This is a genomic window from Nitratireductor aestuarii, assembly GCF_014641695.1.
GTDB lineage: Bacteria > Pseudomonadota > Alphaproteobacteria > Rhizobiales > Rhizobiaceae > Chelativorans > Chelativorans aestuarii.
Genome location: NZ_BMIF01000001.1, coordinates 381,340 through 406,282 on the forward strand (window position 1 = coordinate 381,340; position 24,943 = coordinate 406,282).

Sequence of the window (24,943 nt, forward strand, 5' to 3'; positions counted from 1 at the left end):
CGCGTGCGGACTGAAACGATGCTGGGAGTGTGGCATGGGTCGCAACTGGCATGGCGGAATTACCGGGGCTGCATTCCTGCTCCTTTTGGTGGGTTCCCAGGATGCCATCGCGGGTTCCTGTGAGATCAACGGTCCGGGTCATGGTGGCCCGGACAATCTCCCGAATAAACTGAGCTTCCCGATTAGGTCAGCCCCGGAAGCACTGCATCTCGTGGATGCGGAGGGCAAGCCGTTCTTCCTGCACGGTGATACGGCATGGTCGCTGATCGCACAACTCAGCTACGAGGATGCGGAACTCTATCTGCGTGACCGCAAGGCGCGCGGCTTCAATGCAATCCTCGTCAATTTGCTGGAGCATCGCTTTGCCTCACGGGCGCCCGCCAATCTGGCCGGAGACAAGCCTTTTCTTGAAGGCGGTGACTACACCAGGCCCAACGAACGCTATTTCGCCCATGCCGACCGGGTGCTGAAGCTTGCCTGCGATCTGGGCATGCTGGTTCTGCTTGCTCCTTCCTATGCGGGCTACGGTGGCGGCGGGGAGGGCTGGTATCAGTCGATGGAGCTGGCGGGGCGGGATGCCATGCGCAGCTACGGCGAGTATCTTGGCAGGCGCTATGGCGGGCTCGACAACATCATCTGGGTGCACGGTGGCGACTACGATCCGCCTAACCGCGGGCTGGTCGTCGCCATGGTGCAGGGGATCAATGAGTACGACGAAAATGCCGTCCACACGGCGCACGGGGCGCCCGGCACTTCAGCGAAAAGCTATTGGGAAGGCGCGCGCTGGCTAACCATCAACACCGTCTACACCTACGATTCTGTGAAACAGGTGACGCTCGTTGAGCGCAAGCTGCGCGGAACGCTGCCGTTCATCCTGATCGAGGGGAAGTACGAAAACGAGCACGAAACCGGTGCGTACGGTGTGCGCGTGCAGGCCTACGAGGCGTTGCTGGGTGGCGCGGCCGGTCACCTCTACGGTAACAATCCCATCTGGCACTTCGACGGTCCGGGAATTTTCCCGATCGAGATCAGCTGGCAGGATGCACTGGACAGTCCTGGCGCCCGCAGCATGCAGGTGATGCAGAAGATCGTGAGCGGCCTCGAATGGTGGAGGCTGCAGCCTGATACCTCCAACAGGCTGGCTCCACCCCACGAGGATGTCTCGGTTGCACTGACAGATGATGGTTCGGCGGCTCTGCTTTATTTCAGATGGCCGGAGCCGCTTCAGCTAAATCCGGATGTGTTCGATGGCCCGATGGTGCAGGCGAAATGGATCGACCCCACCACTGGTACGTCGCGTGAGGTGCAGGGCAGTCCCTTCAAGCCCCTGCGCCGAACGATTACGCCTCCTGGCGAGAATGGTGCAGGTGATGGTGACTGGCTGCTGCATCTGACCACGGGGGGCGGGACATGAGCCGCGACAAAGGCATCCGCACCCCGCGCATCGTGCTCTTTGGCCTCTTTGGCTCGGGCAATTTCGGCAACGACGGCTCGCTCGAAACGGTGCTGTCATCGCTCCGGCGCAAGGTGCCAGGCGCTGACCTTCTGTGCGTCTGTTATGACGCCGAGGGTATCCGCCAACGCTATTCGATCAACACGACGCGGATCAGGATTGCCTCAAGGGCACCAAAGCTTCTGCGCTTCCTCGACAAGCTGTTCCTGACGCTGCCGGGACGGGCGGTTGATCTCGTTCACGCGATCCTGACGCTCCATGGCGTCGACATGATGATCATCCCGGGAACTGGCATTCTGGACGATTTCTCCGAACGGCCCCACCAGATGCCCCTCAACATCTTCCTCTGGTGCCTCAGCGCCCGGATTGTCGGCACGCGGATCGCTTATGTGAGCGTGGGCGCGGGGCCGATCAACAATCGGCTCAGCCGGTTCCTGATGCTCACCGCTGCAAGAATGGCGCACTACCGATCCTTCAGGGACGGTCTTTCGCGGGGATACCTGGCTCGCTTTGGCATCGACACGCGCCATGATCCGATCATGCCGGACGTGGTCTTCAACCTGCCCACGCCGTCGATCAGTAAGCCGCAGGAGGCGACTGTCACCGTCGGCCTCGGCGTGATGGACTATCATGGCTGGACTGGTCACCGAGAGAAGACCTATCGCACCTATATCGATAAGCTGGCCGACTTCGCGGTCTATCTGATCAGCACCGGAAACAGGATCCGCATTTTGACCGGCCAGAACACGGACGAACAAGCAGCGCTTGATGTTGTCCGGATCATTGGAGAACGGGCAGGCGAGCAGGCAGCCCGGCAGCTGATCTGGGTACCTGGTTCGTCGCTCCACGACCTGATGAATGAGATTGCCTTGACCGATCTGGTCGTGGCGACCCGTTACCACAACATCGTCTGCGCCCTGAAGATGGGCAGGCCCGCCATCTCGCTCGAATATTCCGGCAAGAATACTGCGGTGATGAAGGCCGTCGGGCTGGAGGAATTCTGCGGCAACGTTGAAACCTTCGCGATCGCTGACCTGATCCAGCAGTTCCAGCGCCTGAAGAGGGAGCGGATCGTCCACGAGGCTGGGATCAGGGCCAGGATCGTGGAGTTTCAACGCGCTCTGGATGATCAGGACGCGGCACTTCTGGCGCTTCTCCAGGAAAAGCTCAACGAAGGCGCAATGCAGGAGGGCCAAGCAGCATCCGAAAGTGTGAAGGGGCCCGTACCCTGATCATCCCAATTGCCGAATGATGACCCTGATGCGGGGCAGTATTATGAAATCCGTAAGGGGGAGGTTCGTCATGCGATTCAGCTTCCGGATCAGAAGTCCCGAAAGGGACGAGACGACGGACGAATTTCGGTTCGAGGCAATTCTCCGCGCAATCCGCAAGGAAATCGCCGGGGTTGAGAAGGAGAGCGCCGGACTGCGCGCCCGCTGCGAGGCGGCCCGCTGCTCTGCTTCCTTTGCTTTCGAAGCCCTCGACTACGAAAACAGCGTTGAAATGGAAACGCGCATTCGATCCCTGTCGGAAACGCTTCTTCAGGGCGAGCGGCGGCTGGAGGAACTGGAGCGGCAATTGCGCTTCCTGAACCAGCTGGAAGCGGAGGTTCTGGACTTCCGCTCGGACGCTTTTGCGATCCGTCATCCGGCCCTCAACAGCCGGATCGCGTCGTCCTTGCCGAACAGATAGAGCAGGGTGCGCAGCGCCTTGCCGCGTTCGGATTGCAGGTCCGGGTCGGTATGAAGGATCATCCGCGCGTCGTTGCGGGCGACTTCCAGCAGGTCCTGATGAAACTCGATGCGGGCCACCATGAAGCCCGGCGTACCCGACTGACGCGTGCCCAGCAGATCGCCTTCGCCACGAAGCTTCAGGTCTTCCTCGGCAATGACGAAGCCGTCTTCCGTCTCGCGCATGATGGCGAGCCTGCGCTGCGCGGTTTCGCCAAGCGGCGGCTTGTAGAGCAGAACGCAGGAGGAAGGCGTGTCGCCACGACCGACGCGGCCGCGCAGCTGGTGCAGCTGCGCAAGGCCGAAGCGCTCGGCATGCTCGATGACGATGATGGACGCGTCCGGAACATCGACGCCAACCTCCACCACGGTGGTGCCGACCAGCAGCCGCGTCTCGCCGGAGCGGAACGCCTGCATTGCGGCGTCCTTGTCCTTCGCTGCCATGCGGCCATGGACCAGCCCAACCTTGTCGCCAAAGACGCGTTGGAGGGAGGCGAAGCGATCCTCGGCCGAAGTAAGCTCAAGTTCTTCGGATTCTTCCACCAACGGGCAGATCCAATAGGCTTTCTGGCCTTCGCCAAGTGCTTTCCGCATCCGTTCCACCAACTCGCCCAGTCGGTCCGTAGACATGGTGACGGTGCGGATCGGTTTGCGGCCGGCAGGCTTTTCCGTCAGACGCGAGACATCCATATCGCCAAATGCCGAGAGCACGAGCGTGCGCGGGATAGGTGTGGCGGTCATGACCAGCATGTCCGGCGTGTCGCCCTTGGAGTTGATGGCAAGGCGCTGGTGCACGCCGAACCGGTGCTGCTCGTCGACGATCGTCAGCACGAGATCCTTGAATGCCACCGTCTCCTGGAACAGCGCGTGGGTGCCGACGACGAAGGAAATCTCGCCCGATGCCAGACCATCCAGCACGGCCTGACGCTCCCTGCCTTTTTCACGACCAGTGAGGATTGCGGCCTTCAGGCCCGCTTTTTCGGCGAGCGGGGCGATGTTTGCCAGATGCTGTCGTGCCAAGAGCTCAGTTGGCGCCATTATTGCGGCCTGACCTCCGGCCTCGGCTGCACGCGCCATGGCGAGCAAGGCGACGACCGTCTTGCCCGCGCCGACATCACCCTGCAGGAGCCGCAACATGCGCTCAGGCTTCGCCAGATCCTCGTGGATCTCCTTGACCGCGCGTTCCTGCGATGGCGTCAGCGCATAGGGCAGGGCCTCGCGGATCTTCGCGGTAATCCTGCCGTCACCCTGCAACGGACGTCCCGACAGACGCCGTGTCTTGGCGCGGACGAGGGCGAGCGCCAGCTGGCTTGCAAGCAGCTCGTCGTAGGCAAGCCGCCGCCATGCGGGACCTTCAGGCGAGATATCCGCAGGCGTCATCGGATTGTGGATGGTCTCAAACGCCTTCCGAAATGCCGGGAAGGACAGTTTTGCCAACACGCTCTTGTCCTGCCACTCGGGCAGTTCCGGAAGGCGGGTCAGCGCCTGCTGGATCGAACGGCGCAGAAGCTTCGGCGAAAGACCCGCCGTCAGCGGATAGACCGGCTCGAACGGCGGCAGGTTGTCGGCCTCGGCCACCGGCACCATGTGGTCCGGGTGAACCATGGAAGCGCGACCGTTGAACCAATCCATCTTGCCCGAAACGAGCACTTCAGCGCCCACCGGCAACTGCCGCTCCAGATAGGCGGTCTGCGCGTGGAAGAAGGTCAGCGCTATCTCGCCCGTGTCATCGAATCCATAGACCCGGTAGGGCACCTTCCTGTTTCCACGCGGCGGGGCTTCATGCCGCGATATGGTCACCTGCAGGGTCACGATCGCGCCCTGCGGCGCATAGGCGATTTCCGGCCGGTTGGAGCGGTCGATCAGCGAATGCGGCAATGTGAATATAAGGTCGCCCACGCGTACCGGTCTTCCGGAAAGATCCGCCGGCACGACATTGGCCAGCAGCAATGAAATCTTGCTGCCGACGCCTTCCAGGCTGGTCACGGGTGCAAAGAGTGGATCAAGAATGGTTGGTCGCATGCATCGATCCTACCCTCGTCCTCGCGTGGACGAAATGCTTCCACGAGGCTGACATTGCTGAATTCACGCGCTATATGCGCGCTATCACCAGGAAAGGTAAGAAGATGACCGGAACAACGCGCTCCAGCGCAGATCTCGACCAGCGCCGACGCCGTAATCTCATTCGCTCCTGGCGGCGCGGCATCCGCGAGATGGACCTGGTGCTCGGCGGATTTGCCGACGCCCATATCGCAAGCCTCACCGAAGCCGAACTGGACACCTACGAAGAGCTGCTGACCGTCAACGACATCACGCTCATGAACTGGATCACCGGGGCTGAGCCCATTCCGGCCGAGTACGATACGGAACTGTTCGCCCGCATTCGCGACTCCAACACCGTCTTCGCAAGCTGATACGATTTCCCATGACCAAGCCAACGAAGCTACTCGGCCAGCGCGCCGACATTTCCGGCCCCGTGCTGGTGGATGGTGTGACCGACGGCTATGAAGCCTTCGCTCTCACCCGTCTTGCCGGGGAACTGGCGCCCAACGGGCCTGTAGTCTTCGTCCTGCGCGACGGTCAGCGGCTACCCACCGTGGCGGACGCGCTGCGGTTCATCGATCCGGGCCTGCCCGTACTCGAACTGCCAGCCTGGGACTGCCTTCCTTACGATCGCGTTTCGCCCGGCACGGATGCTGCGGCCCGCCGGCTCGACGCGCTTTCAGCCATCGCATCGCTTCAGAAGAAGCCGCACCGCGCGGTCATCCTCGTTTCGGCCAACGCGCTTCTGCAGCGGATGCCGCCCGCGTCCCAGATCGCCATGCAGGGCTTCCGTGCCAAGCCCGGCAACCAGGTGGACATGGAAAGCCTGATCCAGCACCTGGAAATGGGTGGGTTCGAGCGCGTACCGACGGTACGCGACGTCGGCCAATATGCCGTACGCGGCGGCATTCTCGATCTCTTCGCTCCGGGATGGGACGAGGCGATGCGCCTCGACTTCTTCGGCGATACGCTCGACTCCATCCGTGCGTTCGATGTCGACACCCAGCGCACCACGACCCAGCAGAAGGAAATCCGGCTGCAGGCGATGAGCGAGGTGACGCTCACGCCCGAAACGATCAGCCGCTTCCGCCGCAACTATATCGAAGCGTTCGGCGCGCCGTCGCGCGACGATGCGCTCTACGCCTCCATCACCGAGGGTCGCCGCTTCGCTGGCATGGAGCACTGGCTGCCGATGTTCCATGAGCGGCTGGAGACCATCTTCGAATATCTCCCGGAAGCGCCATTCGTCTTCGATCACCTGACGCAGGAGTCGATTTCCGAGCGTCACGACCAAATCGTGGACCACTACGAGGCGCGCAAGCGTCACAGCGGGTCCACTGGCGCTGACTCCGTGCCGTATAAACCGGTACCGCCTGCAAGCCTCTACCTTTCACCTGAAGAAGTAGAAAATTCTGTTAAAGAGCGGATATTCCTTCGCTTTACGCCGTTCGCGGCTCCCGATGCCGGGCTCCAGATGATCCATGCTGGCGCGACCGCAGGCCGGAATTTCGCCGAGGAACGCGCGAAGCCCGAAGTCAACGTCTTCGAAGTGGCGGTCAAGCACATCGGGCAGTTGCGGGCTGACGGCAAGAAGGTGTTGGTGGCGGGCTGGAGCGAGGGCTCGACTGACCGTCTCGTCCAGATCCTGACCGAGCACAAGCTTGGCAATCTCGTGCGCGTAGAGACGCTGGACGCACTGCAGAAGCTGGGCAAGGGGCAGGCGGGTGTCGGCATCCTGCCACTTGAAGCAGGCTTCGAGACAGCTGAGATGGCTGTCATTTCCGAGCAGGATATCCTGGGTGATCGCCTCGTGCGCCGCTCTAAGAAGAAGCGGAAAGCCTCTGATTTCATTGCAGAAGCGAGTGCGCTTGCAGCGGGCGATATCGTCGTTCACTCTGATCATGGCATCGGCCGCTTCATTGGCCTGAAGACCATCACCGCTGCCGGCGCGCCGCACGAATGCCTCGAGATTCACTATGCGGGCGATGATCGCCTGTTCCTGCCGGTCGAAAACATCGATCTTCTGTCGCGCTACGGCTCGGAAGGCAACGATGTCGTTCTCGACAAGTTGGGCGGCGGCGCGTGGCAGAGCCGAAAGGCCAAGCTCAAGAAGCGCCTGCTGGATATGGCAGGCCACCTTATTAAGATCGCTGCCGAGCGCGCGATGCGGCCTGCACCGAAGATCCTGCCGGCGCCCGGTCTCTACGGCGAGTTCGCTGCCCGCTTCCCCTATGAGGAGACGGAGGATCAGCAGAACGCCATTGATGCTGTGATCGAAGATCTTGGCACGGGCACGCCGATGGATCGCCTAATCTGCGGTGACGTGGGCTTCGGCAAGACCGAAGTGGCGCTGCGCGCTGCGTTCCTTGCCGCCATGGAAGGCTTTCAGGTGGCTGTTGTGGTGCCGACGACGCTTCTCGCACGCCAGCACTTCAAGACCTTCAGCACGCGCTTTGCCGGGCTTCCCCTCACGGTTCGCCACGCCTCGCGACTGGTGCCCGCCAAGGAACTGGCGGAGACCAAGAAGGGCCTTGCGGACGGTACGGTCGACATCGTTGTTGGTACCCACGCGTTGCTGGGTTCGTCCATCACCTTCAAGAACATCGGATTGCTGATCATCGACGAGGAGCAGCACTTTGGCGTGAAGCACAAGGAGCGGCTGAAGGAGCTGAAGTCAGACGTCCACGTGCTGACGCTTTCCGCGACACCTATCCCGCGCACGCTACAGCTTGCGCTTACCGGCGTTCGCGAGCTTTCGCTTATCGCAACGCCGCCGGTCGACCGCATGGCGGTGCGCACCTTCATTTCGCCGTTCGATCCGCTGGTCATCCGTGAAATGCTGCTGCGCGAACGTTATCGCGGCGGTCAAAGCTTCTATGTCGTGCCGCGCATTTCAGACCTCGACGAGGTGCGAAGGTTCCTCGCCGAACACGTACCGGAACTGAAGGTTGCGACGGCCCACGGTCAGATGCCAGGCGGCGAACTCGATGACATCATGAATGCCTTCTATGAAGGTAAGTATGACGTGCTGCTCTCGACCACGATCATCGAATCCGGCCTCGACATCCCGACTGCCAACACGATGATCGTGCATCGGGCGGATATGTTCGGCCTGTCGCAGCTCTACCAGATCCGTGGACGTGTCGGACGCTCGAAGGTGCGCGCTTATGCGCTCTTCACGCTGCCCGCGAAGCGCAAGCTCACCGCCATGGCCGAGCGCCGGCTGAAGGTGCTGCAGTCACTTGAGGCGCTTGGTGCCGGCTTCCAGCTGGCGAGCCACGACCTCGATATTCGTGGCGCGGGCAACCTGCTTGGTGACGAGCAGTCCGGACACATCAAGGAAGTGGGCTTCGAGCTTTACCAGCAGATGCTGGAAGAGGCAGTTGCCGAACTGCGCGGTTCCGGCGAGGCGATTGAGACGGGCTGGTCGCCGCAGATCACTGTCGGCACGGCCGTCATGATCCCGGAGAACTATGTTCCGGACCTGCAGCTGCGCCTCGCGCTCTACCGCCGACTTGGCGAACTGGAGACGCCGCAGGAGATCGATGGCTTTGGCGCGGAACTCATCGACCGCTTCGGCCCGCTGCCGACCGAAGTGGAGCACTTGCTCAAGATCGTCTTCATCAAGGCGCTTTGCCGCAAGGCCAATGTCGAGAAGCTGGACGCCGGCCCGAAAGGCGTGGTCATACAGTTCCGCAACAAGAGCTTTGCCGATCCCGCCGCACTGGTCGGATTCATCGGCCAGCAGGGACCGGCCGCCAAGATCCGTCCGGACCAGAGCATCGTCTTCATTCGCGATTGGGCGACACCGGAAAAGCGGCTTAACGGCTCCGCTACGATCATGACGCAGCTGGTAAAGCTGATCGACAAGAAAGCCGCGTAAGTATCTGCGCTTAAATAAAAACCACCTGCCGATGGCAGGTGGTCTCTGGTCTCGTTTAATATCGTTGGCGTCTACTGACCGTTGTCGAGCTCGCCATTTGCCTTGGCTTCCGCAACCTGCCGGATCGCATTTTCCAATACTTCCGGAGGCTGGGCGCCGGAGATCACGTAGCGGTTCTCAATCAGGAAGCACGGTACCCCAGAGATGCCCATGCGCTGCGCAGCGGTGATGGCTTCCAGCACTTCCTTGCGGTTCGTATCGGTACGCAGCAGCTCGCGGGCGTGGGCCGTGTTCATGCCGATCTCGCTGGCGATTGCGAGCAGCACTTCGTGGTCACCGATGTTGCGGCCTTCCTCGAAATAGCCGCGGAAGAGGGCGGCGACGAGCCGGGTCTGCGTCTCGGGGCTCAACGTACCGGCCCAGTAGATTATCCGGTGGGCGTCGAGCGTGTTCGGCGCAATCTTGATGGCGTCGAAGTTGAAGGCGATGCCCACGGCCTTGCCGAGTTCCTTCAGGCGATCATGAGCGGAATTGATCCGATCCACGCTGCCAAACTTGCCCAGCATGTATTCCTGGCGGTCGAGGCCAGCTGCCGGCACGGTAGGATCAAGCTGGAAGGGCCGCCAGTAAAGGCTGATGGCGTCCTGGCCCAGTTTGCTCCAGGCTTGAAGCAGGTTGCGCATCCCCAGATAGCACCAGGGACATACGACATCGGAAACGACATCGACTGTAACTGTTGTTGTGGTCATGATCCATCCTTACGGGTACGACTTGTCACAGTCGATATTTTTTTTAGTGCGCTAGGACCGCTTCCTAATCCTCTGCGTCAGCCGGGTTACTGCTTCCGCCACCAGGTCGAAAGGTCATACGCGTTGAGCGGGGCCTGCTCCGGGTGCTCCACATAGCTCCAGTAGGCCACCCACTTCTTCGGATTGTACTGCGTCGGGATCACATATGCGCCCGAAATGAGCAGGCGATCAAGGGCGCGCACAGCTGCGTCGTATTTCTCCTTGTCGCGGGCGTTGAGCATGGTCTCGATCATTGCGTCCACGGCGGGGTCAGCGACGCCAGCGAGATTGAAAGAGCCCTCAGCCTTCGCGGACTCCGAACCCCAGCGGTAGACCTGCTCCATGCCCGGTGACAGGGTGCCGGTGAAGCCGACGGCAGCAATGATCATGTCGAAATCGAAGGTCTGCTTGCGCTGCTGCAGCTGCGCGTCATCGAGCAGGCGGATCTGCAGACCGATGCCGAGCCTGCCGAGCATCCGCTGCAGGGCCGTCGCAACACGTTCCTGTTCTCCGCTTGCGATCAGCACTTCCATGGTGAAGGGATTGCCCTTGGGGTCCAGCAGCGTCTGGCCGTCGAGTGTGAAGCCCGCTTCCTGCAGGAGCGCCATTGCCTCGCGCATGTCGTCGCGATCGACCGGCTTGCCCTCCAGCTCGTCCTTGCCATACGTGCCGTCCATGACGTCAGGCGTCACACGGTCCGCATAGGGCGCAAGAAGCTTCTTCTCCTCCTCATCGGCCGGGCGGCCGAGGGCTGAGAGGTCGGAGCCCTGCCAGTAGCTCAGCGTGCGGCGGTAATCGCCGCCATAGACGTTCTTGTTCACCCAGGCGAAGTCGTAGAGCTTCGAAATGGCGCGGCGGACGCGCGGATCGGCGAATTTTTCGCGACGCGTGTTGAAGAAGAAACCGGAGACGGCCGGCGGAATGCGTTCTTCGAACGCCTTGACGGTGATGCGACCGTCATTGGCTGCCGGGAAGTCGAAATCACGCTCCACCATGACTGGGTCAAGGTCAAGCTGCACGGCGCAGAGACCCTTCTTGAAGGCCTCGAACTGCGAGTTGACGTTGAGGAAATATTCGATCGTGATGCGGTCATAGTTATGGAAGCCGCGCATCGAAGGCAGGTCCGCGCCCCAATAGTTTTCGTTCTTCCTGAACACGATCTTGCGGCCCGGATCGACGCTTTCGATCACATAGGGACCGCTGCCCACCACGGGCTTCAGCGTCGTCTGATCGAAGGTCTCCACATCGAAGGCATGCGCCGGGATGATCGGCGTCAGCGCGACAATGAGCGGAAATTCCCGGTCCGCATCGTCATTGAACGTGAAGCGGACGCTACGGTCGCCCGTCTTCTCGATCTTCTCGATCCGGCTCATGCGGGCAGAGTAGGGCGGACGGCCCTTGGCCGCGAAAGTCTCGAAACTGAAGATCACGTCTTCAGGCGTCACCGGCTTGCCATCCGACCATTTCGCGTCCGGGTTCAACTTGAACTCGGCGAAGGTGCGGTCATCATCGATGTCGATGCTCGCGGCAAGATGTCCGTAGAGCGAGAAGGGTTCGGCCTGATTGCGCCGCATCAGCGTTTCAAAAACGAGATTGCCGAAGATCGTATCGATGATTCCGCGCGCGGTCGTGCGCATGCTGCGCAGGATGAACGGGTTCAGGTTGTCGAAGGTGCCCACGACGCAATAGCTGATGTCGCCGCCCTTGCGCGCATCGGGGTTGGCATAGGGAAAGTGATCGAAATTTGCAGGCAGTTCCGGCGCCCCGTTCATCGCAATGCCATGGCTGGGTTCGGCTGCAACAGGCGCAATGACAGCCGCTGAAATCAACAGTGACAGAAGGCCGGTTCGGAGCATGTTAACTATCTCTTTCATCTACGCGATTCGGGTGAGGCTCACCCACAATACAGCACGTCTGCAAGTGTTTTTGTGGCTTTCGGTACAGAGAGCGGGGCTCTTTTCAAATGAGCACTGGATTTGCCACAGCAGGCATTGTAAACGGCCTTAAGCCTTGCTGTCGCCGCATTCAGAAGACAGTGAGCAACAATTCGCGGCCTTGCTGGCTGAAATTGGGGTAGGACAGGATTGGAAATGATGAGCCTGAAAACGAATGCCCGCCGCACGGCGATGGTGCTCCTCGGCGTGTTTGGCGCCGCCGTAGCTGGATCCGGTACGGCCGTTGCACAGCAACAGCAACCACAGCTTCCGGACGGCTGGTTCAAGGCCTGCACCAAGCAGGATGACGTTGACATCTGCAACGTGCAGTACATGGCGCGTGCGGATACCGGCCAGCTTCTTTCCGCGGTCAACCTCATCGAGGTGAAGGGCAAGGTCAATCGCCGCCTGGTGCAGATCGTTGTTCCGACCAGCCGCCTGATTCCGCCCGGCATCGGCATGCAGATCAACGGCGGTGCGGCCAAGAAGATCGACTACGCGATCTGCCTGCCGGATCGCTGCCTGGCCGAAACCCAGCTGACGGATGAACTGGTTACCCAGCTCAAGAAGGGCTCGGAACTCACGCTGACGTCCGTGAATTTCCAGAATCAGCCGAACCCGATCAAGATCACGCTGTCCGGCTTTACCGCTGCTTATGACGGCGAGCCGCTCCGTCAGGACGACCTGAACGAGCGCCAGCAGAAGCTGGAAGAGTTCGTGAGCAAGAACAACGAAGAGTTCGCTCAGAAGCTGAAGCAGGCTCAGGAACGCGCCAAGGCTCAGTAAAGAGCGTCGGTGGCTTCAGACAAAATATCGAAGGGCCCGCGAGGGCCCTTTTTCGTATGTCCAGTTCTTTGCGAAACTGTTTGGGCTTGACCGCTGGCTCAGTGCCGCAGGCGCGGATGCTGCTTGTAGCGGCCGTCGTCGGTCTGGACGAATATTTCTGACAATTGCGGATGACGAAGCGGAACGTCGGAATCGTCACTCAACAGGTTTTGCTCGGAGACATAGGCGATGTACTCCGTCTCTTCGTTTTCCGCGAGCAGATGGTAGAAGGGCTGGTTCTTCGCAGGGCGAGATTCTGGCGGGATGGCCTGATACCACTCCTCGGTGTTGTTGAACTCGGGGTCCACATCGAAGATGACCCCCCTGAACGGCAGGATGCGGTGCCGGACAATCTCGCCGATCGAAAATTTAGCTGTCTTGATGTTTTTCATTGTTCCAGCCTTGATCAGATCCCTTCCGTCCTCGTTGAAGGAAACGATCTATTTCTTTGATATTCCACAGATCTAACGAAAAAAGGCTTCCCAGGTTTCCTAGAACTGCTCAAGCAACAATACTCCGGACCAGATTCCCTCCACTTACGATACCACACGGCGCAGTCTGGTGGGCAGAAATGCAGAAAAGCCGCTGCCGGGGCTCATACCTTCGCGCATGAAGAAGGCCCGCAGCATCGGAACGGAATCGAGCATGGTTAGTCCCGCGCTGCGCATCAGCTGCAACGGCAGGAAAGACGACAGAAGCGATGTGTTGACGATGTTGACGGCGCTTGAGCGAGCAACAATGTCGGGTCTGCGCTTGGCGTTGAAGGCGCTGAGCGCAGCGTCGCTGCCTGGGTCCTGCGCGTATTTCGAGATGACGTCGACCAGGTCCTTCACATCGCGCATGCCGAGGTTGAGGCCCTGTGCGGTGATTGGCGGGAAGACGTGTGCAGCCTCCCCGATAAGCGCGATGCGGCGCGCTGCAAAGGCGGTCGGCTGGATGAAGGTAAGCGGATAGACCTGCCGGCCGGGTTCGACGGTCACCTTGCCGAGATAGGATTGCTGGCGCTCTTCAAGGCGCCGCGAAAGGGTCTCGTCATCGAGTGCGGCCAGCGGCTCGGCTTCCTCTGGTCGCATCACCCAGACAAGACTGGAGCGGTAACCGCCCGGAAGCGGAACCTGCGTGCAGGGGCCCATTTCTGTGTGGAGCTCGGTGGAAACGAAACCATGGTGGCGTACATGGCCGAAGTTCAGCACCAGCGCGCTCTGTGGCAGGCTCTTGGTGCGCACTGAAATGCCGGCCGCATCACGGGCGAGCGAATTGCGTCCGTCGGCAGCGACGGCAAAATCGGCGGTAATTTCGCGGTCGTCGTTGAGCCTGATCTCGACGCGATTCGGATGGGTGCTCCAGTCGCTCACCATCTGCTTGTGCCAGGTGACGAGCGGCGAGGAAGCAACATCTGCCCCGAGGATTGAATTCAGCGATGCGTTCGGGATGTTGAGGCCAAAGAACTCTTCGTCAATCTCGCTCGCGCGGAAGGAAACGGTGGGGCTGCGGATCAGCCGCGTCGTGGCGTCCACGATCCGCATTGTGGTGAGCGGTGCGGAGATCGCGCGCAATTCTTCACCAACGCCGAGGCGGTCCAGGAACTCGATGGCCGGCCGCATGAGCGCCGTTGTCCGGCGATCATCCTGGCGGGGCTCGGGCCCGACGAGGGTGACGGCCTGTCCAAGCTGGCTTACGGCAAGTGCCGCTGCAAGGCCTGCGGGGCCTGTGCCGACAATGACGATTGTGCTGTGTTCTGATGCGCTCACGATATGACCCGTATTGTCTCAGACTGCTGATATAGCAATCTGTTGACAGTGTTCAAACATTAGCCACGCGTCAAAGCCGCACGGAAGGGCGCGGATTAACACCGGAAAGACTTATTCACATGAACCTAAGGCTGACCGGGACAAGAGTGCATGCTATGGACGGAGCGACTGCAGAGATGGCGCCGGAAGATTCAGGCATGAGTAAGACGTACCGACTAGAACGCAAGGCAACATGCACAGAGATCGCAACGGCGTCCCGATGAAAAGGAAAAAGGTAACCGCTCCCCAGGCCAAGGCCTTTTCGGTCCACCTTCTGACGGCCTCTGGCTCGTTTCTGGCCTTCGCCTCGCTCGTGGCGGCGAGCGAGATGCAGTGGACTGCCATGTGGTGGTGGCTGGGGCTCGCGCTGTTCGTTGATGGCATTGACGGGCCGATCGCCCGTAAGCTCGAGGTCAAGGAGGTATTGCCGAACTGGTCCGGCGAACTCCTCGACAACATCGTCGACTACGTGACCTACGTGCTCATTCCAGCCTTTGCGCTCTATCAGAGCGGGTTTATGGGAGAGGGGCTGTCGTTTCTGTCGGCCGCCATCATTGTCGTGACCAGCGCGATCTACTATGCCGACACGGGCATGAAGACCAAGGAGAACTTCTTCAAGGGATTCCCCGTCGTCTGGAACATGGTGGTCTTCACCCTGTTTGTGATTGGCGTGGGTGAATACACAGCCTTTGCGGTCGTGCTGATTGCGGCGGTCTTCACGTTCCTGCCGATCCACTTCCTGCATCCTGTGCGCGTCGTGCGGCTGCGCCCGCTCAACCTCGCTGTGTTCTTCGCCTGGTGCTGTTTCGGTATTATGGCGCTGCTTCAAGGCATGAACGCGGACGATTGGGTGCGCTACGGGATCGGCGCGACGGGCATTTACTTGTTCTGCATTGGCGGGGTGCTGCAAGCCCTGCCTCAACTTGGACGGAGGAGGAGTTAAGCATGGTGAAGGCAATCCGCATGACGGAGACCGGTGGACCGGAGGTTCTGCAGCTGGTTGAGGTGGAACAGCAGAAGCCGGGTCCGGGGGAGGTGCTGATTGAGCAGAAGGCGATCGGCCTCAACTTCATCGACATCTACATGCGGTCGGGTCTTTACCCGGTAAACCTGCCGTTCACGCCGGGCAGTGAAGGCGCTGGCGTGGTGCTGGAAGTGGGCGAGGGCGTCGAGATCTTCAAGCCGGGTGACCGGGTGGCTTATTGCGCGGGCAATGGCGGCGCCTATTCCGAGCAACGCGTGATCAATGCCGGCAAGGTAGTCCACGTCCCCGACAACATTTCCTTCGAACAGGCTGCCGCGATGATCCTCAAGGGATTGACGGCGTGGTTCCTGCTCCGTCGCACCTATCGCGTCCAGCCGGGCGACACGATCCTCTATCACGCGGCCGCAGGCGGTGTCGGGCTTCTCTTTGGCCAGTGGGCCAATCATCTGGGCGCGACGGTCATTGGAACGGCCGGTTCGCCGGAGAAGATGGAGCTCGCCAAAGCCCATGGCTTCCACCACGTGATCAACTACCGCGAAGAGAACTTCGTCGAGCGAGTGCGCGAGATCACCGGTGGCAAGATGTGCAACGTGGTCTACGATTCCGTCGGCAAGGACACGTTCCCCGGATCGCTCGATTGCTTGCGCCCGCTCGGCATGTTCGTGAGCTTCGGCCAGTCTTCCGGCGTGGTGCCACCCTTCAGTGTCAGCCTGTTGCAGCAGAAGGGCTCCCTCTTTGTAACTCGCCCGGTACTGTTCCACTACATCGCAGATCGCGAAGCCCTGGATACGGCTGCAGGCGAGCTGTTCGACGTGGTCGGGAAGGGCATCGTCAAGGTTGTGGTCAACCAGCAGTATAAACTGGCGGATGCGGGCAAGGCGCAGGATGACCTGGCTCAGCGGCGTACGTCGGGCACTACCATTCTCATACCGTGATAACACCGTAACTCAGAGGCTACTGACAATCAGTTGTCAGTAGCTCTTTGCTATATTGGGCATGAAGCAACGGAGGTGCTTATGCTCAAGTTTTACCACTCGCCCTGGTCGCGTTCTTTCGCCATTTTCTGGTTGCTGGAAGAGCTGGGTGTTCCCTACGAGATGGAGATCGTGAACATCCGCGGGACCGTTCCGGATGATTATCGGGCCATCCAGCCGAGCAAGAAGGTGCCCGCCATCGTCCATGATGGCAAGGTGGTCACCGAGCGGGCCGCAATCACACTCTACCTGGGCGAGACGTTCAACGAGAAGGGGCTGGCCCCGGCACCGGGCGACAGCGACCGTGCGGCTTACATCACCCAGCTCGTCTATCACGACTCCGTCTTTGATCCGGCGATCTGCGCCCGGGCACACAAGCTGCAGTATGTCAGCAACGACTATCCGTTCGGCACGTTCGAGGACATGCTTGCCCATGTGGAACGGGTTTTCACCGAACGCCCCTTCGCGGCGGGTGACCGGTTCACATTAGCCGACGTTATCTGGGGTACAGGCATCAATTACACGATGAATGTGCTGGGGGCGCTGCCGCGTCTCGCTGTCTTCGAAGAGTATCTGAAGCGCGTAGTCGACCGGCCATCCTTCGAGGCTACGATGGCCAAGGAGAGCGAACTGGTCGCGAAAGATCCTGCGCTTCTGGAATTCATCAGGCAGTCAGGAGGCTGATCGCCAATGGTCGCCGCTACTTCTTTTTCTTCGTTCCGGAACTTGTTGCCTTCTGAGCGCGCTCGGCTGCTTCCTTCTGCAGCCGCAGCGTCCGCAAGCGTTCGGTCTTCTTGTCGCGCAATGCGGCCTCGCTGTCGACGATCGTACGAAAAGCTTCGTCGGTCGCCTTCGCTTTTCGTTCCATGCGGGATAAATTCACTTCAGTGGCTGGCTGACGTGCAGTTCCTGACATTCACACTCTCTTCCTGGCCAACGGATTTCACTGCACGACATGAGGCCAGGCAGAGATAGTTACATCGGCCACTCGCAGAACTTTTGATACAATTTATTGTTCCATTCTATTTTCGTTAACTATAGATTATGTTGAGAATCAAAGTGGTATTCGATAAAGTTTTGAATGTGGAGGCGTCCTTGGGGGGGAAGTTTTTCATAGCCTTCAGTGCTGCGCTGATCATTGGTTGCAACGCGGCGGCTGCTGAATCCTTGTTGGACGGAGAATTTTTGCGGCCAGGCGTTCATGCCGACTTCAATGAAGTCCGTTTTGGCGTCATGGCCTATGACCGGGGCTTGTTTTCGAACGACGTATTTAGCGGTGTCGTCGTCAATGGCGAGATGGTATTTGCCGCGCCGGAGGCACTGAAACCCTTTGGTGCGCCGCGACCCTATCTGGGATTTGACGCGACGATCGCTGATGACCCGGTTCACTTTGTCTATGGCGGGTTGAACTGGGACTTCAGGCTGACGGACAAGTTCTATCTGTCCGGCAGTGTGGGCGGCGCGATCAACTCAGCCGAAAACCTGAAGAATCCCACTGCCTACAAGGCGCTCGGCTGTCGGCTCTCTTTCCACCTCGGCGCTGCTATCGGCTACGACGTGACGGAGAACTTCACGATCCAGGCCTATACGGATCATTTTTCCAACGGAAATATTTGCGATCCGAACAATGGCGCCGAGGCCTCGGGCGTACGCATCGGCTACCGCTTCTGACCAAGGACGGAAGGCAGCGTCCAACAGGTGCTGCCTCCACGGTTTTCTGAAGTTCAGCCGCTGTGGGCTCTTCCAGAAAGGGTGTGACCGTTTTCCCTTCCGGAACTGGTCTAGCGATCGGTGCGGAAGTAACGCTCGTGGAGCAGGCGCTCGACCTCATGGTGCCCATTGCATCTCGCCATTCCCATTGAACCTTCGGGGAAGCCAAACGGGCCGCAATGAGGGTTGGGTCTTGGCGCAACATTGGATCTGGAGGATTCTGAAGCTGCACAGCCGGAAAGTATGGCGGATCCAAACAATGATAGTAGTATAAGTGCAGCTTTATTCACTGAAATGAACATTTTTACTCGAATCTTTGACTAAAAACCCAAGCATAAAACTTGGCCTTTGCGTCTAAAGATAGACGGTCAAAGATTCGGCATGGACTTGGCGAAGTTGCCTACCAAAGTTCTTTTAGAGAACGTTGGGGCCGGACCCTGACGGTTCCACGCACATCGTGACGGTCCGGCCCATCCATTTACAATCAGGCACCCTTACCAGGAGCGGTGCCTGTAGCCGTAGCCGGTCCGGTAGTGGGGCCAATCACGCCACCGCGGACGATCAAGCATCCGGTCCAGAGCAGCTTGACGGGCGCGGCTATCGGCCCTGCGATCGAGCTCGTAGCGTTGCACGCATTCAGCCATGGGAACGGATCGATCCGGAAAGCCGATATCCTGGCAATGAACCTTGTCGATCATCAGCTGCTGCTGGGGCGTTATGGTGCTACACCCAACCAATGTTCCACCGCCGATCAAGATAGCGGCAACGATTGCAGACTTGTTCAATAAAATACTCATATCTACACGCAATAATATTACAATAAAGAAGTAATAGACGATAGTTTTTAGGCGTTAACTTGATCTGATTGTGTCAGGATAGTGATACTGGGTAAACGCTGTATGATGTTGTATCAAAGAGATTATCGCTCCCGGCTACACAGATTTTCCCAATATTCGCGGTGCTGACGACCGCTCCGGTAGGTTGGTCAGGAGCAGGATCGCCGACTTTGCCTCGTCATCCGCCAAGCCGACCAACGGGTGGTCTGCGAAATCGGCGACCACGTCCCGATCAATGTCCCAGATGCACCAGAGGCCCATGGGCTCGCGGATCGCCTCAAATCGGGAAGATGTGCTCATGTCACCTCTGCCTGTTGCCAGATATTATCGGTACTGAAGCCCTGTCGAGCGATGATGCTCGATAAGGTCCGTCGTCCTCGCCATCCAAGTCCATTGTATTGTTATCGGCAAATACATATTTGGGCTTAGTCATCAGCCAGGCGGAGAGCTCCCATGATTCCATTGTCGATCCTCGATCTTGCGCGGATACGCGAAGGCTCCAACGCGAAGGAGGCTCTCGACAATGCCCGTGATGTTGCCGCCCATGCCGAACGCTGGGGCTACAATCGCATCTGGTTGGCCGAGCACCACAACATGGCTGGTATCGCCAGTTCGGCGACGTCGCTCGCCATCCAGCACGTCGCGGCCGGCACGAGCACCATCCGCGTCGGAGCAGGGGGCATCATGCTGCCCAACCACGCGCCCTATGTGATCGCCGAGCAGTTCGGCACACTGGCGCAGCTCTATCCCGGCCGCATCGATCTTGGCCTTGGCCGTGCGCCCGGAACCGACCAGCTGACGCTTCGTGCATTGCGCCGCTCGCCGCAGGCCAGCGATACGTTCCCGCAGGACGTGCTGGAGTTGCAGGCCTATTTCGCCGAGGCGGAGCCGGGTCAGCGGATCCAGGCCATCCCTGCGGCTGGCACCAACGTGCCCCTCTGGATCCTCGGCTCCAGCAATTTCGGTGCAATGCTCGCGGCGGAACTTGGGCTGCCCTACGGCTTTGCCTCGCATTTCGCGCCCGAGATGCTGTTGCCGGCGCTTTCCATCTATCGCAACCGCTTCAAGCCATCCGAACAGCTGCCGCGCCCCTATGCCATGGTGGGCGTCAACATTGTTGTCGCCGATACGGATGAAGAAGCGAAGCGACTTTTCACCACCCAGCAGATGTCGTTCACCAGCATCTTCCGCGGCGCGCGCGGATTGAGCCAGCCACCGATCGACGACATCGAGACATATTGGACGGACATGGAGAAGGCGCAGGTGCAGCGGATGCTTGCGCGCGCCATCGTCGGCTCACCGGCGACGGTAAAGGCGGGCATGCAGGCGCTGGTGGAGGAAACCGGTGCCGACGAGCTGATCATCGTCTCCGACGTGTACGAGCACGGAAAGCGGCTGCGGTCGTTCGAGCTGATCGCCGACCTCTGGTTCGGCTAGTCCGAAATTCAGTATCAGAAGCTTGAGCAGTTCTTAGGCGGAGGAGCAGGGCGCTCCTCCGCCTTTTTCATTGCGGGATTTCCTAGTCCAGCGGCTTCAGGCCCGCTTCAATGGAAGCGCGACGCCCTTCAAGGAACGGCGGCAGCGCCAGCCGTTCGCCGAGCGTGTCGAGTGGCTCGTCCACGGCAAAGCCTGGCCCATCCGTCGCGATCTCGAACAGATTGCCGCCAGGCTCGCGGAAATAGAGCGAGCGGAAGTAATAGCGCTCCACTTCGCCTGAGCTCGGCACGCGGAACTGTGACACCCGCTCGGTCCAAGCGGAGAGGCCCGCCGGATCAGGTGTGCGGAAGGCGACGTGATGCACCGCGCCTGCGCCCTGGCGCGCGAAGGGCAGGCCGGGTTGGACCGCAACGTGAAGTTCAGCCGACGGTCCACCTTCTCCCATCTGATAGACATGGACGGTACCCTCGCCATCTGGCGACGGATATTCGCGGACCTCGGTCATGTTCATGAGCTCGGTCAGAACCTTGTCCGTCGGACCCTTCTTGGGCACGGAGATGGTGATCGGGCCAAGGCCACGCACCTGATGCTCTGCGGCGATCGGGCTCTTTTCCCACGGGTTGGACGATCCCTGACTGCCGTCATCGATCAGCCGGAAGCGCTGCCCCTCCGGATCCTCGAAGTCGATGCTCGCGCGACCGTCGACCGTCTGGATGTCGCTCACGACGCGCGCCTTGTCACGCAGATGGCCGGCCCAGAACTCGAGCGCGGTTTCGCCAGCGACGCGCAGGCCCGTACGGCTGATCGAATGGGTACCCCGGCGTTCGGGCTGAACGGGCCAGTCGAAGAAGGTCAGGTCCGTGCCCGGCGTGGCCTTTCCGTCCGCGTAAAACAGATGGTAAGCGCTGGTATCATCCTGGTTGACGGTCTTCTTCACGAGCCGCATTCCAAGGGTTTCCGTATAGAAATGCTTGTTGCCAGGGGCATCGGCGGTGATCGCCGTCAGATGATGGATGCCGGTGAGTTGCATGGCTTTATTCCTCATTGAGCGTTGCTGCCAATATCGGAGCGGCAGCACGGACGGTAAAGCTTGCAACCAATGTACACCCTGTTCGCGATAAGCGAACAACAATCGCGTTATCGTTGACGGAGGGCTACAGAAGTTCAGGCAAAGAAAAAGCCCGCCAGGGAGGAGGATGGCGGGCTTGATCTGAAATGCAGCGATTTGGGAGGAGGAGTTCGCTGCATCTATGTCGTCGACGGTTTGGGAGGAGGAAAAACCGTCAACACGCATTACCTAGTGCCGTGTGCCGCGATTCACCAGCGCCGAAACTGCATCGCAGGATTGCATTTTTGTGCAGCGCACAAGATGTCGCACGTCGCTTCAACCGGAGTGGACGAGCGTCAGGGTGCAGGAGGAAATTCGGGCAAAGAAAAAGCCCGCCAGGGAGGAGGTTGGCGGGCTTGATCTGAAATGCAGCGATTTAGGAGGAGGAGTTCGCTGCATCTATGTCGTTGACGGTTTGGGAGGAGGAAAAACCGTCAACACGCACTACCTAGTGCCGCGGGCCGGGATGCACCAGCGCTGAAACTGCATTGCAGGATTGCATTTGGTGCAGCGCACAATTGTCGCACCCCTTGCACAGTGCGATGATGGTTGAAGGTGAAGGGAACGGGCAAATTTGGGGCAAAGAAAAAGCCCGCCAGGGAGGAGGTTGGCGGGCTTGATCTGAAATGCAGTGATTAGGAGGAGGAGGTCACTGCATCTATGTCGTTGACTGTTTGGGAGGAGGAAAAACAGTCAACGCGTTTCTTCTACCTTCGCCGGCGGAGTCTTTCCATGCATAAAAGTGCAAACCAGTTCTGCATTTTGTGCATTGCACAAGAGGATCAAGCCTCAGCCTGGGTCGCTTGAGCTGTCCGTTTCCTTGTCCTCTGGCAGCTGCGGTCGGATTTTCTGCTGCACCATCTGGAGTGCTCCCAGGACCACCACAGCCGCTAGCGTCAGAACCACGGCGATCTGCCAGAAGCCGAGGCCGACAGCGAGCCCCATGGTCCCTGCAAGCCACATTCCCGCGCCAGTCGTCAGTCCCTGCACATCGCCTTTGGCGAAGAAGATGAGTCCAGCGGCAAGGAAGGCGACGCCAGCGGTGGTTGCCTCGATCAGGCGCAAGGGATCGATGCGGATCTCTTCGCCGCCGAAATCGTCGATATGGGTGATCTCGATGGCGAGGATGGCGATCGTGGTGGTCGACAGACAGATCAGGATATGGGTGCGCAGACCTGCAGGCCGTCTGCGCCATTCCCGCTCAAGGCCGACAAGAGCCCCGAGGACGGCGGCAAGCAGCAGCCGCCCGACGATGACGGGGAATGGCACCCAGGTTTCGTGCCAGAACTGTTGTGCGAAAGTCTCCATGCCGCGCCAACGCAGGCGAGGCGCTCCGGTTCCTCAACTTCCCTGCCAGAGCCTCAGAACAGGGCTAAACCGACAGTACCTTGCTCACCCGGTTTTCGTTGCCGAAGATGTCGAGATAGTGCTGGAGCGCGTCCGGTGTTCCTGTCGCCTTCTCCGGATTGTCCGAAAGCTTTACGGCCGGCCGGCCGTTCACTTCGCTCACCTTGCAGACCATGGAGATGGCCTTGAGGCTCTTGATCTCCTTCGGTGCGCAATCCTCGAAGTCGTTGGTAAGGTTGGTGCCCCAGCCAAACGACATGCGGACCCGTCCCTTGAAGTGATTGTAGGTCTCTTCGATCGTTTCGACGTCGAGACCGTCCGAGAAGATCAGCAGCTTTTCGTGCGGGTCTTTACCATGTTCCTTCCAGAACGAGATGATACGCTCACCGCCCGGGATGGGAGGCGCGGAATCGGGACGGAAACCGGTCCAGTCGGCAACCCAGGCAGGCGCGTCACGCAGGAAGGATTCGGTGCCAAACGTATCCGGCAGAACGATCAGCAGGTTTCCGCCATAGTAGCGCTGCCAGTCCTGCAGCACGCGATAGGGCGAGGCCTTCAGTTCTTCGTCATTGTTGGTGAGTGCCGCAAGAACCATCGGCAGCTCGTGCGCATTGGTACCAAGCGCTTCGAGGTCGGTGTCCATGGCGAGCAGAACGTTGGAGGTGCCGGTGAAGGAACTGCCGATCCCTTCCTTCAATGCTTCCACGCACCATCTCTGCCACAGGAACGAGTGGCGGCGGCGCGTGCCGAAGTCGGAGATCCTGAGGTCGGGGTATTTGCGCAGGCGTTCCACCTTCGACCAGACCTTCGCCTTTGCGCGGGCATAGAGAACGTCGAGCGCGAAAGGACCGAGGTGCCGCATCGCGGCGCGCGAGCGCAATTCGTTGATGATGGCGAGCGCCGGGATCTCCCACATGGTGGCTTCCATCCAGGAGCCGTGGAAGTGAAGCTCGAGCTGCCCGTCCTTCTGTTGCAGCTCGTATTCCGGCAACTGGAAGTTCGCGAGCCACTGGAGGAAGTCCGGCTGGAAGATCTGCTTGCGCCCATAGAACGTGTTACCCGCCAGCCAGATCATTTCCTTCTTGGAGAAGCGCAGGGTACGGGCATGGTCGAGCTGTTCCTTCAGCTCGCCAACGTCGATTTCCTCGGCAAGGCGCACGCCCTTGTTCCGGTTGACGAGCGAAAAGGTGACCTGCACATCAGGGTAGAGGCCCCTGATCATCTGCAGCATCAGGAGCTTGTAGAAGTCTGTATCCAGGAGGCTGCGGACGATTGGGTCCAGCTTCCAGGTGTGGTTATAGACCCTTCTCGCAATATCGGTCCTCGCCATGTATCAGGTCCTTCCACTCCCACTGACATTTGCGCGCGCAAACCACACCGCATCATTGCAAAAGTCAATCGCCGATTGTTGAGCAGGGCAGACTTGGTTGTGCCCTTGAGCAACAGAAATCAGGTGTCGCCATGATAGGCAAAGAGCCTGAGGGCCGAATGCCGGCCTCCAGGCTCGGCGGTGCTTACCAGCTGCCGGTGTTCTCCATGGAAGCCCACGGCTCGGCCTTCGGCTTCGACTCACCCTTCTGCAGGAGCTCGATTGAAATCCCGTCAGGGGAGCGCACGAACGCCATGTGTCCGTCACGGGGCGGGCGGTTGATCGTCACGCCGCTCTTCATCAGGCGGTCGCAAAGATCGTAGATGTCATCCACCTGGAAGGCCAGGTGGCCGAAGTTGCGACCGCCCGTGTAGACCTCCGGATCCCAGTTGTAGGTGAGCTCGATCAGGGGTGCCTGATTCACCTTTGCGTGCTCCAGATCGTCGGGCGCGGCCAGAAAGACGAGCGTGAAACGTCCGCCTTCGTTCTCGATACGACGAGTTTCCACCAGCCCAAGCTTATTGCAGTAGAAGTCCAGGGCCTGTTCCAGGTCGCTGACGCGAACCATAGTATGCAAATAACGCATTTATTTATCCTCTCTCTTCTTTGTCTTCTAATTGATTTCCCTGACCTTTGCCGGAATGGTCCGGAAATACACTTAACAGGGCAGGTTATACTTAGCTAAGTCGTTGGAAAAACTTGCGTTCACTGTTGTTGAAAAGGCTCCTCGG

The 24,943-nt window shown here is 59.7% G+C and carries 23 protein-coding genes; 11 read left to right on the top strand and 12 right to left on the bottom strand.

The window, feature by feature from the left end:
• Positions 1-34: 34 nt before the first annotated feature.
• The 3 genes from IEX27_RS01910 to IEX27_RS01920 all read left to right on the top strand — a co-directional run bounded on the left by IEX27_RS01910 (position 35) and on the right by IEX27_RS01920 (position 3,145).
• Positions 35-1,414, top strand: a complete 1,380-nt coding sequence (locus IEX27_RS01910; RefSeq protein ID WP_188719229.1) for a glycoside hydrolase family 140 protein — start codon at positions 35-37, stop codon at positions 1,412-1,414.
• A complete protein-coding gene (locus IEX27_RS01915; RefSeq protein WP_188719230.1) occupies positions 1,411-2,685 on the top strand; it encodes a polysaccharide pyruvyl transferase family protein in 1,275 nt (424 codons plus the stop codon). Before IEX27_RS01910 ends, IEX27_RS01915 begins: the two co-directional genes overlap by 4 nt.
• Positions 2,686-2,755: 70 nt before the next feature.
• Entirely contained in the window at positions 2,756-3,145 is a 390-nt protein-coding gene (locus IEX27_RS01920) for a hypothetical protein (protein ID WP_188719231.1), read from the top strand.
• On the opposite strand, the gene recG is transcribed toward IEX27_RS01920, so the two are convergent.
• Positions 3,097-5,205 (bottom strand): ATP-dependent DNA helicase RecG, encoded by a 2,109-nt coding sequence (gene recG / locus IEX27_RS01925; RefSeq protein WP_188719232.1) that lies wholly within the window; start codon positions 5,203-5,205, stop codon positions 3,097-3,099. The two genes, IEX27_RS01920 and recG, sit on opposite strands and share 49 nt — an antisense overlap.
• A 104-nt stretch (positions 5,206-5,309) precedes the next feature.
• Here recG and IEX27_RS01930 point away from each other — a divergent pair, with 104 nt between their 5' ends.
• The gene (locus IEX27_RS01930; protein WP_188719233.1) at positions 5,310-5,597 is read left to right on the top strand and encodes an FAD assembly factor SdhE; all 288 of its coding nucleotides are present in this window, start codon (positions 5,310-5,312) and stop codon (positions 5,595-5,597) included.
• Positions 5,598-5,608: 11 nt separating this feature from the next.
• Positions 5,609-9,109, top strand: coding sequence for a transcription-repair coupling factor (gene mfd, locus IEX27_RS01935; RefSeq protein ID WP_188719234.1), 3,501 nt, complete (start codon positions 5,609-5,611; stop codon positions 9,107-9,109).
• 71 nt (positions 9,110-9,180) lie between these two features.
• On the opposite strand, the gene IEX27_RS01940 is transcribed toward mfd, so the two are convergent.
• Positions 9,181-9,858, bottom strand: coding sequence for a DsbA family oxidoreductase (locus IEX27_RS01940; protein WP_188719235.1), 678 nt, complete (start codon positions 9,856-9,858; stop codon positions 9,181-9,183).
• An 86-nt stretch (positions 9,859-9,944) separates the two neighbouring features.
• Complete coding sequence (locus IEX27_RS01945) at positions 9,945-11,753, bottom strand: extracellular solute-binding protein (protein WP_244630185.1); 1,809 nt, start codon at positions 11,751-11,753, stop codon at positions 9,945-9,947.
• 234 nt (positions 11,754-11,987) lie between these two features.
• Here IEX27_RS01945 and IEX27_RS01950 point away from each other — a divergent pair, with 234 nt between their 5' ends.
• Entirely contained in the window at positions 11,988-12,617 is a 630-nt protein-coding gene (locus IEX27_RS01950) for an invasion associated locus B family protein (protein WP_188719237.1), read from the top strand.
• Positions 12,618-12,715: 98 nt separating this feature from the next.
• On the opposite strand, the gene hspQ is transcribed toward IEX27_RS01950, so the two are convergent.
• Together hspQ and IEX27_RS01960 are read right to left on the bottom strand one after the other, a co-directional pair.
• Positions 12,716-13,039, bottom strand: a complete 324-nt coding sequence (hspQ, locus tag IEX27_RS01955) for a heat shock protein HspQ (RefSeq protein WP_244630204.1) — start codon at positions 13,037-13,039, stop codon at positions 12,716-12,718.
• 153 nt (positions 13,040-13,192) lie between these two features.
• The gene (locus tag IEX27_RS01960) at positions 13,193-14,407 is read right to left on the bottom strand and encodes a UbiH/UbiF family hydroxylase (RefSeq protein ID WP_188719239.1); all 1,215 of its coding nucleotides are present in this window, start codon (positions 14,405-14,407) and stop codon (positions 13,193-13,195) included.
• Between the two features lie 259 nt (positions 14,408-14,666).
• On the opposite strand from IEX27_RS01960, the gene pcsA reads away from it, so the two are divergent.
• The 3 genes from pcsA to IEX27_RS01975 all read left to right on the top strand — a co-directional run bounded on the left by pcsA (position 14,667) and on the right by IEX27_RS01975 (position 17,089).
• Complete coding sequence (pcsA, locus tag IEX27_RS01965) at positions 14,667-15,389, top strand: phosphatidylcholine synthase (RefSeq protein ID WP_188719240.1); 723 nt, start codon at positions 14,667-14,669, stop codon at positions 15,387-15,389.
• A gap of 2 nt (positions 15,390-15,391) precedes the next feature.
• Complete coding sequence (locus IEX27_RS01970; protein WP_188719241.1) at positions 15,392-16,366, top strand: quinone oxidoreductase family protein; 975 nt, start codon at positions 15,392-15,394, stop codon at positions 16,364-16,366.
• Between the two features lie 81 nt (positions 16,367-16,447).
• The gene (locus IEX27_RS01975; RefSeq protein WP_188719242.1) at positions 16,448-17,089 is read left to right on the top strand and encodes a glutathione S-transferase family protein; all 642 of its coding nucleotides are present in this window, start codon (positions 16,448-16,450) and stop codon (positions 17,087-17,089) included.
• Between the two features lie 16 nt (positions 17,090-17,105).
• On the opposite strand, the gene IEX27_RS01980 is transcribed toward IEX27_RS01975, so the two are convergent.
• Entirely contained in the window at positions 17,106-17,273 is a 168-nt protein-coding gene (locus tag IEX27_RS01980; protein ID WP_244630186.1) for a hypothetical protein, read from the bottom strand.
• Positions 17,274-17,449: 176 nt separating this feature from the next.
• On the opposite strand from IEX27_RS01980, the gene IEX27_RS01985 reads away from it, so the two are divergent.
• The gene (locus IEX27_RS01985; protein WP_188719244.1) at positions 17,450-18,076 is read left to right on the top strand and encodes an acyloxyacyl hydrolase; all 627 of its coding nucleotides are present in this window, start codon (positions 17,450-17,452) and stop codon (positions 18,074-18,076) included.
• A 533-nt stretch (positions 18,077-18,609) separates the two neighbouring features.
• Here IEX27_RS01985 and IEX27_RS01990 read toward each other — a convergent pair.
• On the bottom strand, positions 18,610-18,813 hold the full coding sequence (locus IEX27_RS01990) for a hypothetical protein (protein ID WP_188719245.1): 204 nt from the start codon (positions 18,811-18,813) through the stop codon (positions 18,610-18,612).
• 234 nt (positions 18,814-19,047) lie between these two features.
• Positions 19,048-19,251, bottom strand: a complete 204-nt coding sequence (locus IEX27_RS01995) for a hypothetical protein (RefSeq protein WP_188719246.1) — start codon at positions 19,249-19,251, stop codon at positions 19,048-19,050.
• A 153-nt stretch (positions 19,252-19,404) separates the two neighbouring features.
• Between IEX27_RS01995 and IEX27_RS02000 the strand changes: the two genes are divergently transcribed.
• Positions 19,405-20,388 carry an LLM class flavin-dependent oxidoreductase gene (locus IEX27_RS02000; RefSeq protein WP_188719247.1) on the top strand — a complete coding sequence of 328 codons (984 nt, stop codon included), beginning with the start codon at positions 19,405-19,407 and terminating at the stop codon, positions 20,386-20,388.
• 82 nt (positions 20,389-20,470) lie between these two features.
• Here the strand turns inward: IEX27_RS02000 and IEX27_RS02005 are convergent, their stop codons facing one another.
• The 4 genes from IEX27_RS02005 to IEX27_RS02020 all read right to left on the bottom strand — a co-directional run bounded on the left by IEX27_RS02005 (position 20,471) and on the right by IEX27_RS02020 (position 24,798).
• The gene (locus tag IEX27_RS02005; RefSeq protein ID WP_188719248.1) at positions 20,471-21,418 is read right to left on the bottom strand and encodes a ring-cleaving dioxygenase; all 948 of its coding nucleotides are present in this window, start codon (positions 21,416-21,418) and stop codon (positions 20,471-20,473) included.
• Positions 21,419-22,285: 867 nt separating this feature from the next.
• A complete protein-coding gene (locus IEX27_RS02010) occupies positions 22,286-22,804 on the bottom strand; it encodes an MgtC/SapB family protein (protein WP_188719249.1) in 519 nt (172 codons plus the stop codon).
• A 64-nt stretch (positions 22,805-22,868) separates the two neighbouring features.
• On the bottom strand, positions 22,869-24,173 hold the full coding sequence (pncB, locus tag IEX27_RS02015; RefSeq protein WP_188719250.1) for a nicotinate phosphoribosyltransferase: 1,305 nt from the start codon (positions 24,171-24,173) through the stop codon (positions 22,869-22,871).
• Positions 24,174-24,357: 184 nt separating this feature from the next.
• A complete protein-coding gene (locus IEX27_RS02020; protein ID WP_188719251.1) occupies positions 24,358-24,798 on the bottom strand; it encodes a VOC family protein in 441 nt (146 codons plus the stop codon).
• Positions 24,799-24,943: the final 145 nt, after the last annotated feature.